The sequence below is a fragment of the Bifidobacterium jacchi genome, from assembly GCF_009078285.1.
In the GTDB taxonomy this organism is placed as follows: domain Bacteria; phylum Actinomycetota; class Actinomycetes; order Actinomycetales; family Bifidobacteriaceae; genus Bifidobacterium; species Bifidobacterium jacchi.
Genome location: NZ_RQSP01000004.1, coordinates 1328 through 19305 on the forward strand (window position 1 = coordinate 1328; position 17978 = coordinate 19305).

11 protein-coding genes are annotated in these 17978 nt (G+C 58.8%); 5 read left to right on the forward strand and 6 right to left on the reverse strand.

Annotated elements, in window-relative coordinates; all coding sequences use genetic code 11:
- Positions 1 to 680: 680 nt before the first annotated feature.
- From EHS19_RS01945 to EHS19_RS01960, 4 genes are all read right to left on the reverse strand, one after another.
- The gene (locus EHS19_RS01945) at positions 681 to 1361 is read right to left on the reverse strand and encodes a hypothetical protein (protein ID WP_151916207.1); all 681 of its coding nucleotides are present in this window, start codon (positions 1359 to 1361) and stop codon (positions 681 to 683) included.
- A 4-nt stretch (positions 1362 to 1365) separates the two neighbouring features.
- The gene (locus EHS19_RS01950) at positions 1366 to 2388 is read right to left on the reverse strand and encodes an NUDIX hydrolase (protein WP_421745104.1); all 1023 of its coding nucleotides are present in this window, start codon (positions 2386 to 2388) and stop codon (positions 1366 to 1368) included.
- Between the two features lie 396 nt (positions 2389 to 2784).
- Positions 2785 to 5025, reverse strand: coding sequence for an RNA degradosome polyphosphate kinase (locus EHS19_RS01955; RefSeq protein ID WP_151916146.1), 2241 nt, complete (start codon positions 5023 to 5025; stop codon positions 2785 to 2787).
- Positions 5026 to 5542: 517 nt separating this feature from the next.
- Positions 5543 to 5995, reverse strand: a complete 453-nt coding sequence (locus EHS19_RS01960) for an Lrp/AsnC family transcriptional regulator (RefSeq protein ID WP_151916147.1) — start codon at positions 5993 to 5995, stop codon at positions 5543 to 5545.
- A gap of 278 nt (positions 5996 to 6273) precedes the next feature.
- Between EHS19_RS01960 and EHS19_RS01965 the strand changes: the two genes are divergently transcribed.
- Both EHS19_RS01965 and EHS19_RS01970 read left to right on the forward strand, forming a co-directional pair.
- Positions 6274 to 7563 carry a pyridoxal phosphate-dependent aminotransferase gene (locus EHS19_RS01965; RefSeq protein ID WP_151916208.1) on the forward strand — a complete coding sequence of 430 codons (1290 nt, stop codon included), beginning with the start codon at positions 6274 to 6276 and terminating at the stop codon, positions 7561 to 7563.
- A 1243-nt stretch (positions 7564 to 8806) separates the two neighbouring features.
- Positions 8807 to 9295 carry a chorismate mutase gene (locus EHS19_RS01970; protein WP_241677020.1) on the forward strand — a complete coding sequence of 163 codons (489 nt, stop codon included), beginning with the start codon at positions 8807 to 8809 and terminating at the stop codon, positions 9293 to 9295.
- Positions 9296 to 9671: 376 nt separating this feature from the next.
- On the opposite strand, the gene EHS19_RS01975 is transcribed toward EHS19_RS01970, so the two are convergent.
- Together EHS19_RS01975 and EHS19_RS01980 are read right to left on the reverse strand one after the other, a co-directional pair.
- Complete coding sequence (locus tag EHS19_RS01975; protein WP_151916148.1) at positions 9672 to 10304, reverse strand: sensor histidine kinase; 633 nt, start codon at positions 10302 to 10304, stop codon at positions 9672 to 9674.
- A 488-nt stretch (positions 10305 to 10792) separates the two neighbouring features.
- Positions 10793 to 11464, reverse strand: a complete 672-nt coding sequence (locus tag EHS19_RS01980) for a LuxR C-terminal-related transcriptional regulator (protein WP_151916149.1) — start codon at positions 11462 to 11464, stop codon at positions 10793 to 10795.
- 529 nt (positions 11465 to 11993) lie between these two features.
- Here EHS19_RS01980 and EHS19_RS01985 point away from each other — a divergent pair.
- From EHS19_RS01985 to EHS19_RS01995, 3 genes are all read left to right on the forward strand, one after another.
- Complete coding sequence (locus EHS19_RS01985) at positions 11994 to 13178, forward strand: radical SAM/SPASM domain-containing protein (protein WP_151916150.1); 1185 nt, start codon at positions 11994 to 11996, stop codon at positions 13176 to 13178.
- A 75-nt stretch (positions 13179 to 13253) separates the two neighbouring features.
- On the forward strand, positions 13254 to 14681 hold the full coding sequence (locus EHS19_RS01990; protein ID WP_151916151.1) for an MFS transporter: 1428 nt from the start codon (positions 13254 to 13256) through the stop codon (positions 14679 to 14681).
- A gap of 168 nt (positions 14682 to 14849) precedes the next feature.
- Entirely contained in the window at positions 14850 to 17216 is a 2367-nt protein-coding gene (locus EHS19_RS01995; RefSeq protein WP_151916152.1) for a hypothetical protein, read from the forward strand.
- The last annotated feature ends 762 nt before the right edge of the window (positions 17217 to 17978 follow it).

Here is a 17978-nt window from a genome sequence, read left to right on the forward strand (position 1 = left end):
GCGTGGCATCCGTGACGTGGCTGGCTTGGAGTGATGCCCGGTGGGACGGAACGCAATAATGGCTTCAATCTGCGTTGCGTCCCACGAATCACCACGAATCCAGTGGGATGCAATGCGATTCATGGGGATTTCCGCATTGCGTCCCACGATTTGCCGTGATTTCGTGGGACGGAACGCAAAATCGGGCTAGTTCCGCGTTGCGTCCCACGGGTCAGTGTGAAGCCAGTGGGATGCAACGCGATTCCGGCTCGTTGCGGCGTTGCGTACCACAGCGCAGCCACTAGTATCCTGTATCAGAAATGCGTTGACGAATTCACTACCCCCCTCAGTCCTGCTTCGCGGGCCAGCTCGATCCAGCAGTCATGGACGCGCTACGTGCGCAGTCTGCCGGATCGCCGGTCGGATCGCACAGCATCTGCAAACAGCTTCGCTGTTTGCACTCGCCATCACTCAGCTATTTGCGAGACAGATCACTAGTTGATCTTGGTTGATTCGCGGTGACGATGGAACGGTCGCGGGACTGCAACGAGGAAAGGAAAAGCGCCGAACCACGAAAGCGCCTGTCGGCGCAAAAGCCGCTCGCAGCGGCAGAAAATGGAGCCCGGGGCTATGCATGGCCCGGCGCGTACTTCAGTATATCAGCTCATCGCACTGCGACACTTCGCGTGCTAGTTCGCGTGCTAGTCGAGCTTGCCGCGTCGCCACAGCTGCGCGCCGTGGCGGAAATCATGGCCTGTCGTCATCAGATTTCCGGAGGTGTGCAGCAGCCGCGCCGCACGCGTCGCATCGCGCTCGGCCCAATGCTGCCCTTCGGCGCGCAATCCCAAGGCGACTACGTCAACGAACGCGCCTGCGCGTTCCAGTGCCACCGCGAAATCACCGGTGAACGCGCCGGTCAGAATCGAATCGGCGGTTCGCGCGATGTCGTCGGCATCCGGTGCCTGATCAACCCCGGCGATCGCCGACGCAGTCGTGGCGATCGGCTCGCCGACGCGCCACAGCCGTGCGATCAGATCGCGATTCGACCGCATCCACGAGCGCAGCATATACAGTCGCCACAGAATGCCCGGCAGCGTGTCCGCCGGCGCATGGCTCCACAATTCGGCGATCATGTCAACGCCTTCTCGGTCGACCAGCGTAAGCACACGGTCGACCAGCGCCGCATCCTCGCTATGCCGCACCCGATCCAGCAGTGCCGCCGCCGACGCGTGACTCATCTCGCTGACCATCTCGGGATCGACGCCGCCGGGAATGCCGCCCAGCACTCCTGGATCGAGCTGACCGGGGCGCGACGGGCGGGGCGAACCGGTGGGCGTGAATCCGGTGCGACTGGAGATGACCGAACCGGAACCGTACTGCAACGAGCTAGTAGACAAGTGGCGCAACCTTCTGTATGTCGATGATATGCAGGCCGTCGGCCCGCTGAACCACGAACAATGCTACCGCAGTGCCGGTCGGCATGTAGGGTGATGATGCGATGAGCTTCTTCGCGTTCGCCGGCGAGTCGCACAGCTGGCGCAAATGCTCGAACATGCCGCCGATGACCGGCCGATGCATGCACACTGCGGTCGCTCCATGATGCCGCAGCGTGAAACGCAGCTCATCGCGCAGTCCGATCCAGGCAGCGTCCTGATCCTGCGCGAAGGCGTCCTCGGTCATTTCGTCGGCGTCCACCATCGGCAGGCCGGTCTGCCATGCCAGCCCTTGGAGCGTCTGGCGGCAGCGCAGCCACGGCGATGTCACGAGTCGCGTCGGATTGAAGCAGGCAAGCTCGCGGTGCAGCGCGTAGGCGCAGGCGGCGCCATGCGGGGTGATCGGCCGTTTCGCGTCGGTGCCGCCCCATGATTTGCGCGGTTCCGCCTTGCCGTGCCGCACGAGGAGCAGCACGTTGCTGTCGATCGCCCCCTGCTCGACGCGGTCGACGAACAGGGCGAGCATGTCGCGGTCGTTGGAATGGGTGAGCATCTGCCGGGCGCGCGGCACGGACACCCACAGCACCTGATCGATCTCGCCGATGTCGGCATGATGCACCGGTCCGAACGAATCGGTCAGTCGGGCGCTGTCCGCTGCGGTGATCGGCTGGGCCATCCAATAGAGGATATGCTTGGTGTCGACCGTCCGATCCTTGGAATGACGCGTTTTGCGCCCCTCCTCGGCCAGCGGGTATTCGACCTCGCCAAGATAGGGGCCGAGCGCGACCGGCATGCCGGTCTCCTCGCCGACCTCGCGCACCGCCGCGTGCCGATGCGTCTCGTTGTTCTCCAGACGCCCCTTCGGCCAGCTCCAATCGTCGTATTTGGGACGGTGCACGACGCACACCTCAAGATCGTCGAATGCCGCCTGAGGTTTCGCGCTGATCGGAGTATGCCCGTAGTCGGAGAATTTCATCCATCCCTGAAAGCTTGAGTTGCGCCGGTAGAGAATCGCTCCGGCCGCCTCGACTATCCTCACGTTGCCCATCCCCCTTTAGTATGCCGCATACCAATATGCCGCATTGTCTCGCGCATGCCGCGCTGCTGTTGTCGCGCCGCAACTGTGCTGCAACCGCGTCGGTCGCGCCGATCAGCCGATGCCGAGCGCTGCATTTCGATGTTTGCGCCGCGCGTCAGCTACGTTGTTTTTTGCCGAAAGACGATGAAGGCCGACCCACACGGGATCGGCCTTCATCATATCGACGCAATTACATTGTAGTCATTATACGCGCGTCTGGCGTGTAATGCACCTCGCTAGCCTCGCTCGCTAGCCTCGCCTCGCTCGGCTGAGCTTGCTTATTATGTGAAGCAATCAGGAGTTGGCGGCGGCGCGGCGGCGCGTGTGACGCTTGATCAGCACCTCCTGGCTGTCGACCAGCAGGTTGCCCTGCTCGTCGCGCGAATGCAGCACGTAGGAGCCGTCGGCCTGCATGTGCCAGGAGAACGTCGAATCGTCCATCTGCATGTCGATGTACTTGATGAGCGAATCGATCTGCTCGGGGGCGGTGATGCGCACCAGCGCCTCGACGCGGCGGTCGAGGTTGCGGTGCATCAGATCAGCCGAACCGATCCACACCTCCGGGCCGGAGATCGGGCCTTCGCCGATCTGCGGGCCATCCGAGTTGCAGAACGCGTAGATGCGGCTGTGCTCAAGGAAGCGGCCGAGGATCGAATGCACGCGGATGTTCTCGGAAAGCCCCGGAACGCCCGGCTTGAGCGAGCAGATGCCGCGCTCGATGATGTCGATCTTCACACCAGCCTGCGATGCGCGGTAGAGCGCGTCGATGGTCTTCTCGTCGACGATCGAGTTGACCTTGATCTTGATCCACGCCTCCTTGCCGGCGCGTGCGGCATCCTCCTCGCGGCGGATGCGCTGAATCAGACCGGTGCGGATCGTGCGCGGCGCGACCAGCAGACGATGGAAGCTGGACTTCGGCGCGTAGCCGGACAGCTGGTTGAACAGGCGGGTCAGATCCTGGCCGACCACGGGATCGCAGGTCAGCAGACCCAGATCGGTGTACAGACGCGCGGTCTTCGGGTTGTAGTTGCCGGTGCCCACGTGGCAGTAGCGGCGCAGACCGTCCTGCTCCTGACGCACGACGAGGCTCAGCTTGCAGTGCGTCTTGAGGCCGACGATGCCGTACACCACGTGCACGCCTGCGCGTTCGAGCTTGCGGGCCCACATGATGTTCGCATCCTCGTCGAAACGCGCCTTGATCTCGACCAGCGCCAGCACCTGCTTGCCGGCGTGCGCGGCATCGACCAGCGCGTCGATGATCGGCGAGTTCGAGCTGGTGCGGTACAGGGTCTGCTTGATGGCTAGAACCTTAGGATCCGCCGCAGCCTGCGCAAGAAACGCCTGAACCGACGTCGAAAAGGAATCGTAGGGATGGTGCAGCAGGATGTCGCGCTCGCGGATGGCGGCGAAGATGTCCTGCGCGCGGCTCGACTCGACCTCGGCGATCTGACGGTTCGTGGTCGGGATGAACGGCGGGTACTTGAGATCCGGCCGATCGAGGCTCTGCAGCTCGAACAGCAGCGTCATGTCGAGCGGCGCGGGCAGACGGTACACCTCGTCGGGGGTGACGCCCAGCTGGTCCGCGAGCAGCTGGGAGAGGAACGGGCTGGTCTGATCGGAGATCTCCAGACGGATCGGCGGTCCGAAGCGACGACGCAGCAGCTCCTTCTCCATTGCGTTGAGCAGGTTCTCGGCGTCATCCTCTTCGACGTCGATGTCCTCGTTGCGGGTGACGCGGAACGAGCGCGCCTCCTTGATGATCATGCCCGGGAACAGGGATTCGAGGTGCGCGATGATGAGGTTCTCCATCGTGATGAATCCGTAGCGCACATCGGTGGTCTCGTCGTCGGTCATGTCGTCGACCGGCACCAAGCGGTTGAGGTTGCCCGGGATCTTGACGCGCGCGAAGTGCGTCTTGCCGGACGTCGGGTTCTCGACTAGCACCGCGAGGTTGAGCGAGTTGCCGGAGATGTAGGGGAACGGGTGGGCCGGGTCCACGGCGAGCGGGGTGAGCACGGGGAACACCTGCTGTCGGTAGTAGCGCGAGAGGCGCTCCTGCTCGGCGCCGGTGAGCTTGTCCCAGTTGAGCAGCATCACATGCTCGTCGGCGAGGGCCGGCAGGATGTGGCTGATGATGTAGTGGGCGTGCTCGTCCTGCAGACGGTGCACATGGTCGCTGATCGCGCGCATGAGCTGGCGCGGGCTGAGACCGGCGGCCGAGGGGACGGCGATGCCCGTGTCGATGCGGCGCTTGAGTCCGGCGACGCGGACCATGAAGAACTCGTCCAGGTTGGAGGCGAAGATCGCGCCGAAGTTGGCGCGTTCGAGAATGGGGAGATCCTCGTCCTCGGCGAGTTCCAGCACGCGCTGGTTGAACTTGATCCAGCTCAGCTCACGGTCGAAGAAGCGGTCCTTGGGCAGAGGCTGCTCGTCGGGACGCGCTTCGCTCCGGTCGCTTTTGTCGGTTTCGGCGATGTGTTCGGCGATCTGGCTTCTTAGGATCGCCTTTGAGGGTGCGTCAAATATCTGTGCCATACTACCTACTTTATGCGGTATGGTGGCCGTTTGACGCGGGCGCGCGCAAGAATTCAATCGCCGTTCACATTGGTGCCGGGGCTCGGTGCGGCGAGCGCTGCGACACGCCGATGCGACGCTTGATTCGCACATTTCCGCACATTCCGACGGGGTGAATCATACAAAATCGATCATTGCGAGGGGCCAACCGCGCAAGGTCGAACAATTCGGCAAAAAAGCGCACAAAGCGCCGTTTCGGCTTGCGTGGCGGGCGCTGGGCGGAGTACATTATGAACTACCAAGAAAACTCAAGAGCAGAGCCCACAAAAGTGTATGATCAGAGTGATCGTTGCGTTGAACGGGCATTGGATGGACTTACCGTTACGACGATGATGTTGTGCAGAGATTCTGCTTTGGGTTCTTGGTGGAAAGGCTCGCTTCGGCGGGCCTTTCCTTTTGCTTGCGGTTGGACGCGGACGATCGAAAGTGGAATGGAAGCGGATCGAAGGCGGATTGAAAGCAGATCGAAGGCGGACGATCAGAAATACGTCTGCAGAATCACCGTGGTTTCGGTGCTGACCGGCACCGTGCGATGAATCAGATTGAGCAGCTCCTCCAGCCGGCTTGGCGTGGCGACGCGCACCAGCAGGATGAAGCTCGGCGCGCCGGCGATCGAATAGCAGGAGACCACGCCGTCGAGATCGTGCAGCTTGTCGGGTATCTCCGATTCGCGCGAATAGTCGAGCGGCGTGACCGATACGAACGCGCTGATCGGCAGTCCGCGCCGCTCGTAGTCGATCACCGCGCGATACCCCTTGATGATGCCGCGCTTCTCCAGCTTCTGCACGCGCGACTGCACCGCCGAGACGGACAATCCTGACCCGGTGGCGAGCTGGGAGAGCGTCGCCCTGCCGTCTGCCTCCAGCATGTCGAGAATGGCCGCGTCGGTCGCGTCGATGCCGCCGTCGCTGCCGCGTGAAATCTCCGCCATGAATACCCTCCTTGGCTGCCGCTTGGATTGCGGCCGGTTTATTGGCCAGTGTTGGCCTGCCTGTCCTCTGTCTCCAGCTTAGTCGGCTTCGTTGCCGACGCCCGACTTCGGTAAGATATGTTCGCAACCCAGTCCAGTATCGTTATTTTTACTATATTGTCGATGATTGCCGTAATATTTACTGTGTAACTTGGCTAATGCAGAAATCTTTATCATTCTTGTAGGAGGGTGTGGCTATGGTTCAGGCGATTTCGGATCGTATGCAGGCGATGCAGCCGATGCTGCCGCCGTCGCTGCCGGCGTTGTCCGATCAGTCGGTGCGCGTGCCGCGTTCGGGCATTCGCGACGTGTTCGATCGTGTCGAGCAGCGGCCCGACGCGATCTCGCTGTGCGTCGGCGAGCCGAGCGCCACCGCCGCGCCGCACATCGTGGAGGCCGCATGCCGCTCCATTCGAGAAGGCCATACCCACTACACGAACGTGCTCGGCATCGAATCGTTCCGCAAGGCGGTTGCCGGCTACACCATCCGCGTGAAGGGGCTGGACTACGATCCCGACCATGAGATCCAGGCGGTGGATGGTGCCACGATCGGCCTGTATCTTGCGCTGAAGGCCGTGGTCGATCCGGGCGACGAGGTCATCATTCCCTCGCCGTTCTTCACTTCGTACGATGCCGAGGTGATGATGTGCGGCGGCGTGCCGGTCACGGTCGCGCTGCGCCCGGAGAACCGCATGCGCCTCAACGCCGACGACATCGAGGCGGCCATCACGCCGCGCACGCGCGCCGTCATCATCAACTCGCCCGGCAATCCGTCCGGAGCGGTCACGCCGGCCGACGAGCTGGCGCGCATCGCCGAGGTGTGCCGTCGTCACGGCATCTGGGCGATTTCCGACGAAGTGTATCATCCGTTCGTTTTCGACGTCGATGATGCAGCCGATGATGCAGCTGATGATGCCGCCGCCACTTCCGCCGAATCTGTCGCACCCTCGATCGCCGCGGCTCCCGGCATGCGCGAGCACACGATTGTGGTCGAAAGCCTCTCGAAGACGTTCGCGATGACCGGTTGGCGCATCGGCTACCTGCTCGCCCCCGAGCGCGTGATCGAACAGACCGCGAAGATGGCCGAACTCATGCATTCGTCGGTCAATTCGACCGCCCAGTATGCCGCCGTCGCCGCGTTGACCGGTCCGCAGGATCATGTCGCCGCCATGCGCGAGGAGTATCGCGCCAAGCGCGGCATTGTGATCGATGCGTTCGCCGGATGCGAGGCGTTGCGTCTCGTGCCGCCGCAGGGCGCGTTCTATGCGTTTGCCGATGTGCGCGCCACCGGGCTCGGCTCGCAGGATTTCGCGCGTCGCCTGCTGGACGAGTGCGGCGTCGCCGTGGTGCCGGGAGAGGCATTCGGTGCCGAAGGCGCCGGATTCGTGCGCCTGTCGTACGCCGGTGATGCCGACGAACTACGCGAAGGCGTGAGACGGATGCGTGTCTTCGCCGAGCGCTGTGTCGGCATCGATCCGCTGCTCGGACATCACACCCCCGAGTTCCACCACATCGCCGTCATGGCGTGAACGGCGTGGCTTTGAAACGGGCGAGCCGTAACAGTCTGCGTCATGCTGTCTGTTATGTTGTGCTCCAGTTGATCTGCTCGTAAACCCTGAGTGGTGTTGGCCCCCTCTGATGAGGGGGCGGACAGCGAATCTGACTAGGGAGAAACAGTAGCCGATTAAGAGACGAGCCACTAGTGGAATGCGCGCGTAGCTCGTCCGCAAGTGCGGCCAGCTGGACTGCGGAGCAGGCCTAAGGGGTAACCAATTCAGGGCTTGTTGTTGTGGGTTAGATGGTGGGACATCAGGAAGGGACGAGAAGGATGCCAGAGAGGTGCCACTCAGGCACCGCCATTTAGCGCAAAGATTCCACGGACTCAAGGAACTTCCCGAAAAACTTGCGCCAAGGAAGCACAAGCGATGGAGATACAGGAGGGGTGTCCGAGTAGGGATGCCCGAGTAGGGACTTCCGAGTAGAAACGCCACTTAGCGTAATGCTATGGTTCTTCCATTCACCAACGAGCTTGTGGTTCGCTATGGTGCACGAGCTTATGGTGCAACACGTTGGTTCGGCTATCTCGAAACTGAGAGGCTGATTTCGCGGATTGCGGTAGTCTATCTCAAAACTGAGAGGCTGGCCTCGACTGATAGTTCATGGTGGTTGTGCCGTTTTCGGCTTGATTCCGTGCCTGTCATGGGTTTGTGTAGCCTCTCAGTTTCGAGATAGACTACCGCGGAGCTCACAATCAGCCTCTCAGTTTCGAGATAGAGCGCGGAACGGGAAGACCTGAGGGTGCGTTGTATGCGTCGCACGGCTATGCGCGGCTCGTGTGATTGGGATGTGGCAAGGCAGTGCGATCATTTCGGCGTACGTCCGCAGTCCGACCGCGTCGGTCCGAATCGTCCTATCCATTCTTGCTGCTGGCGTGCCAAGATTTGTGGATCGTGACCACATGGCGCGGGCGCACGCCGGGCTGTCATACCTGCGCTCGGTGTCGGCGAATGCTCGTCAACGGCATCGCCACCACATCACCGCCACAGCCACATGATCGCGGAAAGCCCGCATTTTCATTTGCGTGGCTGTGCGTCCAGCCACGTGATGTCGTGTGATCAGTCACATCAGATGGCGACAGAAATGGGCGTGATCCCATTCTTCTGTGACCTTTTGCTACCTTCTGCACCTTGTTGCCGCAACTGCCACCGGTCTGGGTAACCTTGGCTGGAACCGTGCGAGGGCGGCTGCGGTGATGGTGATAGTCTGGACACCATGAGCGAATCCGAGAACAGCAGCGCTACAGAGGGCGGCGCCGATTGGTCTGAGCGGCCGAATCCGGCGGATGTGCCAGCATCCCGCGAGCCGCATGCGCCCGGTGCGTATTCCGGCAGCGAGTCCGAGACGGTGATCGATGCGGCCGCGGCGGCTGCCGACCCGCAGACCGCGCTGATCGTGGCGAAGATCACCGCGTTGCGTCAGTCCATCGACAATGTGGACACGGCGATTGTGTCGCTGCTGGCGGAACGGTTCAAATACACGTCCCAGGTGGGCGTGCTCAAGGCGCGCGCCGGTTTCGCCCCGGCCGACTACAAGCGAGAGGACTATCAGATCGAACGGCTGCATCGCATCGCGGTGGCCGCCGGCCTCGACCCCGACATCGCCGAGATGTACCGCGAGTTCGTGGTGAGCGAGGCGAAGAAGCGTCACCAGCGCATCGCCGACGCCGGCGGCGACCCCGGCGTGCTCGACGTGTTCGCGTGACAACGTGCGATTGCGCGCTCTGTCTGTTGTATGCCCTTGCGGCATAAGGCGCTGCGCGTGTCTTGAATTGTGGGGAAGCCGTGACACACCCTTCGCTCGAATGGATGATGGTGCCGGATGAATGTCGTCATCGATTCTGACATCATTCGAATACGGTGTTCGATTGACGCGCCGGGTTCAAGTGCTGCGTCCATGTGATGGGGGGCTGTTGATGCGGTTAATGGCATGTCTGACAATAATTTGGGTGCTGTTTGTTTCGACTGCAACGAATAAAGGCTACGTGACGTCAGTCGTGAATCCGGAGCATTATTCTGAGGTCAAAGATAAGACGTGCCCGCTTTGGATGCAGTGGTTTTGTGGGAAGAAGTGAACATAATCAATGCATGGCGAGAGGAATCCTTGCCTGTAGGCTCCATCCGTCATGCTCATTGTCTGAGTATGACATGGTGCCGCCTAATTCTGTTATGCGTTTTTTGTGAGTCTGCAGCCCATAGCCGTGGTGTTTCAGTCCTGTTATTTGATTTGGATGACGTTCGTCATCGATTTGAGTGATTGTAATGCAATGTAGATCTACTGATACGGTCATAAGATACGTGCTTCCCTTATGGCAGTGTCTGACTATATTGGAGTATAACTCCTCAAGAAGGCTTATAGCTTCAATGCAAGATGGATGCTTTGCTGGGTGATCTGTTGTTAAATGGATGAGAGTCTGACCTTTTATGCCAAGGTTGTGTATTATACTATTGTTTTCAGTGATCAACGTATTAATGAGTGTGGAAATAGTTTGACCACTATATTGTTCTTTTCCGTTAAGAACATCGATAATAGTGTGCATTGCGTCGAGCGAATAGCGTGTCTGATTATAAATATCAAGCCAAATTGAGCGATCGCTCTCAGTTGTGGACGGGTCGTCCATGCGCTGTTGTGATTTAAGAGCTACATAGGAGAGGTGGCCACTTAACGAATCGTGCAGGGCTATGGCAATATTATTCCGTGTAGCGAGATTCACGGCTTTCTGCTCTGCGATTTGTAGGCGATGCTGCCTTTGCTGCTGTCTATAGAGGTAGCCTGATACAGAGGCAAGTATATAAGTGCAGGATGCAGTAATGGTATTGCCGAGAGTGAGTGATGATAATGGAAGAAATAGGGGGATGAACAATGATGCGAGGCTTAATGATAGAAGGCTTATTAACTGGAATTTTTTCTTATATGAATACCCTATAGTGGCCAGAGAAAAGCCATATACTTGGAAACATAAAAGGTGCTGTATCATTCGGAACAAAAGTGAAGATGAAATCCAGCGTCAGCGCTGTGCCAGCAAGACGAAGTGGGTGGATTGGTATTGTCAGGGCTAATAACGTCATACTAATGCAATACATCCATCCTAAAGGAGTAAGATCATTTGCCGAGCTGACGGTGATTATAGTTGACAATGATACAGTAAGAAGCCAGCTAACAGTGATCGGCCAGTAGAGTCGAGATTTGCCCAATACGTCGCTAACCTTGATTATATTCATTTTTATATCCCTTAACCCAGATTACAGCGGCTTGTGTGCGATCTCGTGCGCCAAGCTTTAAGCAGATGTGTTTCAAGTGTGTTTTTACGGTATTGATGCTTATTTCCATTTGATCTGCTATGTCCTGATTGCTCATGCCGTGCGTAACTTGTTCTATGATAAGTGCCTCTTTGCGGGTGAGCAGCAGAGCGAGTGATTGAGCTTCGCGCGATAGTCGTATATGCGCTTCGGTCGGATTGTCGAATCCGGGTTCGGGAATTCCGGTATGCAACAACTTGTCTACGGTATTGCATACGGCAACAACATCGGACTTCTTTACCAATGCCTGCATTCCGCAGGCAATTGCCTGTTTGTAGTAAGCATGTAAACTGAATGAAGTTATGCCAATGATGCTGAGAGCATCATTGTTCTGATGTATTGACTTTGCGGTCTCTGTTCCGCTTATTCCTTCAAGACTCATATCGCATAGTAATACATCTGGCTTAGTGTCAATGCTTGTGCATTTGTCGATGGCGTCGATGCCGTTGGTGACTGTCCATATTGTTGTATTAGTTCCGAAGCGGGTATAAAGAGCATGTTCAAGAATTGGAAGTACGAGCGAATCATTGTCTAATACTCCGATTGAATAATTATACTGTTGATCGTTAATCATGGACGACCTTCTATTGCATTGTCTTCTTCTTACTCATATACAACTTCATATTGTTATGCTATTATATAAACTGCATGTGTTGCTACTGTTACGTCCGCTCGCATAATCTTGTGACTGTGTTTTAACATAGAGGCGTGGGTGCATGGTCCATGCTCTGTGACCGATTTCATACCATGCATGGAATGTCCGCGGGCTGGCTTGTGTGCGTAGGTCTGTTGCGTCGGATGGTCTATATTGCACGACTCGCGTATCGCCTCAATGGGTGATGGGTGCTGTTGTATATGGGCACTGTATTGGTTTAGCATTAAATTGCTTCCGGAGATGGAAGCGATAAATCTATTGTAAGGAGGCAATAATGCCGATTGATGAAGTGATGGAAAAGTACTATTGGGATTCTATCAAGCCTACAGAGTCTGAAAGAGGGTTCTGTGGATTTGACTGTGAAGGTCCTAGTGAATGATTGAAGGTTCGCGCACGGATCGTTGTTCGTTCGCGAACCTTTCTCCTATCTCATCAAAAAAGGTGTCCCATGCAATTTCGAGATAAGAAGAACTATGCCATCTTCAATGACATAATCAAGAAACGAAGTAATAATCAATCATGCGGCAACTATTGTCTTGACCCTTGCATGTTGGTGATGAACATTTCAGAAGGCTGCAATCTGACCTGTCCATATTGTTTTGCCAAAGCCGGAAAATACTCTCATGAAAAACCGCTTTGGATGACCGAGGATGTGGCTTATAGGTCGACTGAAATTGCTATACATGATTATCCCAATATTGCCAATATCAAACTGTTTGGTGGAGAGCCGTTTATGAATGTTCGCGCAATTCGTGGTGTCGTTCGAGCGGTAGAGGAATCAGGGCGAAAGATAACTGTTGGTTGCGTTACCAATATGACGATATACTCTCCTGTTTTAGTCGATCTGATTCGTAGAGTGAATATGCGCATCACCTTTTCGGTGGATGGTCCTCAGGAAATACATGATAATTCTCGTAGATACACCAACGGCCGTGGATCTTTTGCGGTTATAGAGCGTAATGTAAGCAAGTATCGCGAGCAAGGAATCAATCCTAGGGCGGTGGAGTGTGTGTATACTCCATTGCATTATCAAAGTGGATTGTCGATGGAAGAGCTTGTTGATTGCTTAGCGCAACATTTTTGTGTTGAACAGGTCATTCTTACTCCAATGAGAGGCAGATTCACATCCAGCCAACGTTTGCAGGAACAAGAATTCGCCAATATTGTGCGCAATGAGACTCAGAAACTGTTCCGTCATTGTGTAACTTCTCATGATCCAGTGAAACTAGGTTGCATACATGATGCCATGAGAATTCTGTTTGCTCCAAACGACAGTCATCTATGGTGCGGTTTGGGTCAAGACATGATCACGGTTGCTGCAGATGGAGCCGTCTATCCTTGCTATACGTTGCTGAGCAACCGTGAACAGTGGAGAATGGCGGACTCTATTGATGATCTTAATCAAACGAATGTGCCACGCCATATCGTTGAGAAGCTTACTGGTGCATCCCCTCTGCTTACCCGTCAATGTGATTCATGCGTATTGCGTACTGTCTGTCGAGGATGCCCCGGTGGCAGTGTGGCCACAGACGGCGAATACACTGGAGTGAGCCCGGTCAGCTGTGCTTATGCAATCGGTGCCGTTGAAGGGTTGATCGAGGGCTGGCGTGATAGGCTTTCTGCAGTGGCATAGACGATTGTGCAAGGATGCGCTGTTGTCCATGCATCTGCTGGTTCGTGCAAGCTGTGTGATGAGAGGAAGAGCTCGATGACTGAATCGCGGAATGACACGCAAGGTGACGATCAGAGGAACAAGCCGCAACGATCAGCCGAGTCGCAATCGCAGAAGCATTCCGCCCGCTCGCTTTGGCGGAATGCGGATTACCGATGGTGGTGGGGTGCCGATACGTCGTTCGCCCTCTCCGGGTCGCTGCTGGGTTTCGTGCTGCCCTTGCTGGTGTTGGCGGCCACAGGCGCCACGGCTGCGGCGACCGGCGTGAACGCGGTGACCATGGCGGTCGCGGGGGCGCTGATGCTTGTCGGCGGAATGCTGCAGGATACGTTTGATCGGCGTAGATTGCTGATGATTCAGGGATTGATGGGTTTCGTGATCTACGGAGCCATTGCCGGTCTGTATCAGGCGAATATGCTGGGATTGCCGGTGCTGATGGTGATCGCCGTGCTGCTTGGCGTGCGGTCCGGTCTGTTCGGCGGCACCACCAATTCGATGCTGCGCGGCGTAGTGGCGGATGAGGATCTGCCGATCGCCATTTCGCTCAACAATGGTCGCGACGCTGCGATCGAGGTGGCGGGCGGCCCGCTGGGCGGCCTGCTGATGGGAATCTCGAAGGCGCTGCCGGTGTGGGCATGCATGGTGCTCAACGGCATCGCCACACTGTGCAGCTTCGGTATTCACAACTACTGGAAGAAGTCGGATGGCGGCAAGCCCGGCGACAACACCAGCGACAATGAGCCAAGCGAACGGGCCGCGAACGCCAATGCCGACAAGGATACCAAGGCATCGCACCCGGTTCATCGGTACGTCTCCGACGCGCTTGCCGGACTCCGCTGGTTGCTGACCACGCGGTTCAACCGCCATACTCTGGTGCCGAGCGCCGTGGGTTTCGGCTGCTTCAACGCGTTGATCACGCTGTCGATTCTCGACATCGTTCAGCAGGGCAAGGGGGCGTTGTCCGCCGGCTTCATCTATTCCTCGATCGGCATCGGCATGTTCTTTGGCTCTCTCGTATCGGCCAAAATCGTCTCCCACGTTCCGACCGGAGTGATCGCGATGGTCGCGTTCGCGGTGATGACGGTCACGGCGGTGGGCATCACGTTGGCTCCGAATGCGTGGATGCGATTCCTGTTTCTGCTGGTCTGCATGGCGCTTCTGCCTGCCGGAAACGCTTCGATGGGTGGATTCCAGGCCATACTGGTCAGCAAATCCGCGCAGGGGCGGGTCAATGCCGGATTGGGCACGATCGAGATGATCGTCAGCCCGGTGATCGTGGCGTTGAGCGGCGTGTTCATGCAGTGGTTCGGCTACCGCACGGCCGGCGTGATTCTCAGCATCGTGACGTTGCTGAGCGTGCTCTACGGCTTTAGCATGAAGGCCGTGCGAGCCATCCCCAAGCCCGACGGGTGGCATGCGTTCGTTGAGGAATACCGGATCCCCACGCTGGGGCAAGAGAGCTGAGAACGCTGGGCGCCAGTTGTTGGACACTGACGTGGCTGGTGTCTGTTTTTGGGCGCGACTGCCGATGAATCCGGCTGAATCCGCGTGCTGCCGCCGTTTTGCGGTCGGCTGTGATCGCTAGATTATCTGATATCAAACGATCATGGATACGACATCAGGCGGGGTGACATGGCTGACAAAGCACGGCGGATTCGACACGAGGCTGTTTCCGCCGTCGCCATGATCGCCACGCTTGCCATGATCTCATCGCTGGGCGGTACCGGCGAATCCCGCGGCAGCCAGGCTCGCACATCGAGCCTGTTCCCCGGCAATGAGATCTTTGCGGTGCAGTCGTTGCCCGGTGACGCATCAGCCGGAGCCGGCGCCGGCGCTGATCGCACCGATCGCAACGTCATGTATCTGACCCCGATCAACGGCGGCGCCGCCGTCGCAACCACAGCCGGCAAGAATGCAGCCGGCACGTCTGCGACCGCAGCCCGGACTTCAGCAGAAACACCAGCCGTGCGGCGCATCCCCACCGAGGGCGGCGAGGCGCTGCCGTGGACGATCACCGTCACCTATTCCCTTGATGGACCCGAGGTGAGCGCATCCGACATCAACAACGCGAGCGGACTCGTCGGTATCCACATCGCCGTGCAGCCCAACGATTTCGCTTCGGCGCAGGCGCAGGAATCCGCCGCGAATCTGACGCCGCTGATCGCGTTCACCATACCGACCAAGGTCGCATCCGAAATCAACGCCAACGACGGCACCATCGTCGCGCAGCAGGGCTCCGATACGCTGATCGCGGCGGTCGGGCGTTCACTGAACAGCCGAAGCGGCGATGCAGGAGGCGGCGCAGGCGGCAATTCAGGCGGCGACTCCGGCAGTGAATCAGATAGCCGTTCTGCCAGCCAGACCGAGCGCCAGTCGGACAGCGTGCTCACCGTGGACGTCTACGTGAGCGCGAAGCAGTTCGCCATCAGCGATATCGCGTTCGCTGCGGTGCCGGCGAACAACGCCGCCGACTACGAATCCGCCATCAGCGAACTCGCAACCCGGGCCGCGGGTCTTGCCGACGCGACGACCGGCGTTGCGAATCCGCGCAATGCAACGCTCATCAACCAACTGACCGCATTGCGCGACCGCGAGCGCGAACTCGCCACAACCACCATCGCGCAACGCACCGCCGCGCACAAGCGCGCGTTCGACGCCTACATGGCCGCCTACGTCGGCTCGTACACCACGCATCTGTCCGGCTCGATCGGCCAGTCCACGCAGATGACCGCGCTGATGGGCACCGCAGGCGAGCTCTCCGGAGATACGCCGCTCGCCACCGCGGTGGGCGATCTGGCGAATGCGGTCAACATGGTCAGCGCCGCGCATCGGCACACCGGTGCCGCCGACATGCTCGACGAGATCATCCGCATGATCCGCCAGCGTGGCACGCAAGGTCTCGCCGCCGAGCTCAAAACGCGCGCGGGGGAGGAGTCGGTCGAGGGCAACACCGGCTTCAGTGACGGGCAGGGTCAGCTCTCGCGCGCGATGATCCCGTATTCGATGGCGTACACCGACGTGTACACGTCGCATCTGAGCGAACTGACCGGTGGCACGACCGCGGGGGCGGGCGCGTTCCAGCAGCAGGCGATCACGGCGACGAACGACGATTTCGCCAGCCGGTCCGATCTCAAAGGCGATACCGCGCAGGTGGACGCGGCGATGGCCACGTTGGCGACGGCCAGCGAGCACACCGGCCGGGCGCAGGCGATCGATGCGCTGCTGTTGCGATTCGGTGACGAGTTCGCTGCCGGGGATGACGGTGGCGATGGTGGCGATGCCGGCGGTGTCGGTGGTGGCGATGCGACTGCGGGCGGTGGAGCCGGCGTTGGTGGTGTCGGTGCCGCGTTCGAGGGCGGCATCGGCGCGGTGCGGGCGCCGAGCATCGCCGCCACGGTGGAGCAGCGGCGGCAGGCTGAGTATCGCTCGGCTCGTAGCAAGGAGGCCGCGCGGCAGCGCAAGGACCAGCAATCCGGCAAGCTGACGAGTCTGGTGGATGACACCAGTTCGATCGACATGAAGGATGTGATGAGCTACGCCGGCGGCATCGGCGCTGCCGGCGTCGGGAGCGGTTCGGCTGATGGCGGTTCATCTGCCGACTCGCAGAAGGGTGGCCACGGTTCTGCGGGTGGTTCCTCTGGTGGTTCTGTGGGTGATTCTGCGGGCAGCAATGCAGATGGAGCCGGTTCGTCGGCTTCTGCTGATGCGGGCTCCTCCGATTCGGCATCGCTGACGTTGCAGCCGTCGCTGGTCTACGGCGTATACGGTTTCGATTCGCGATCGCTGCTCACGCCGGATGCCGGCGCGCAGGTCGATGAGACCGTGACGATCTCCTCGGCTGCCGACACGCTGGGCGCGGCGGTGAAGGCGTTGCGCGATGCCGGAGCTCTTGCCGGAGCGCTTGATTCGTCGAAGCGATCCAGCGGAACGTCGTCGACCGAGCGCAGGCCGTCGCCCTCAGCCGAAAGCCGATTCCTCATCGTCGTTGATGCGCTGTGAGCACGCGTTGTGAGCTGCGCTGCCCACGCTGCCCACAGCACGTTGCAAACGAACATACATGTACAAGTACTGTGCGGCACCCTGCTTCAGCGCCACCCTGATCCGGTGCCCGTCTGCTTCGCCATCGGATCTTGTCACGCGGCGCAATAATCGCGCGTTTTTGCGTCGCGTGACAAGCTGCCGAAACCAACCGGATCAGACAGCTACGCATAATGGCGGAATTCCGCCACTTGCTACAAGAGCGTTCTGCCACGCGACGCGTTTTAGGCGGGTTTTTGCGTCGCGTGACAGCCCGGCTTGTCACGCGACGACGTTTTGGACGTTTTTTGCGTCGCGTGACACGAGCGAACATGCACACTCAACCGAGCCAGTTCAAGAAACATTGGAATTCCGCCATTCTGCAATCATGTGACTCAGCGATGGACGCGCGCAACTCGCTGCATCCTGTCACGCGACGCAAAAAACGACTATTTCGATGCCGCGTGACAGATCGACAACAGATTGATGACAGCCCGACTTGCCACGCGACGACGTTTTGCCCGTTTTTCACGCCGCGTGACAATCCACAGGCGACCATCCACTGGCGTCCACGGGCGTATCATCCCCGACCATTGATGTGGCCTGGTTGTTGTTCCGTGTCTCACCTCATTGATGGAAGACCCGGAACATGAATCGAAGGACACGTTATACGGAGGAGTTACGCGAAGGCGCTCAGGCTTCTGGAGGAGTCGCGTGCGAATCATTCGTCGGAGACGAGGGCCG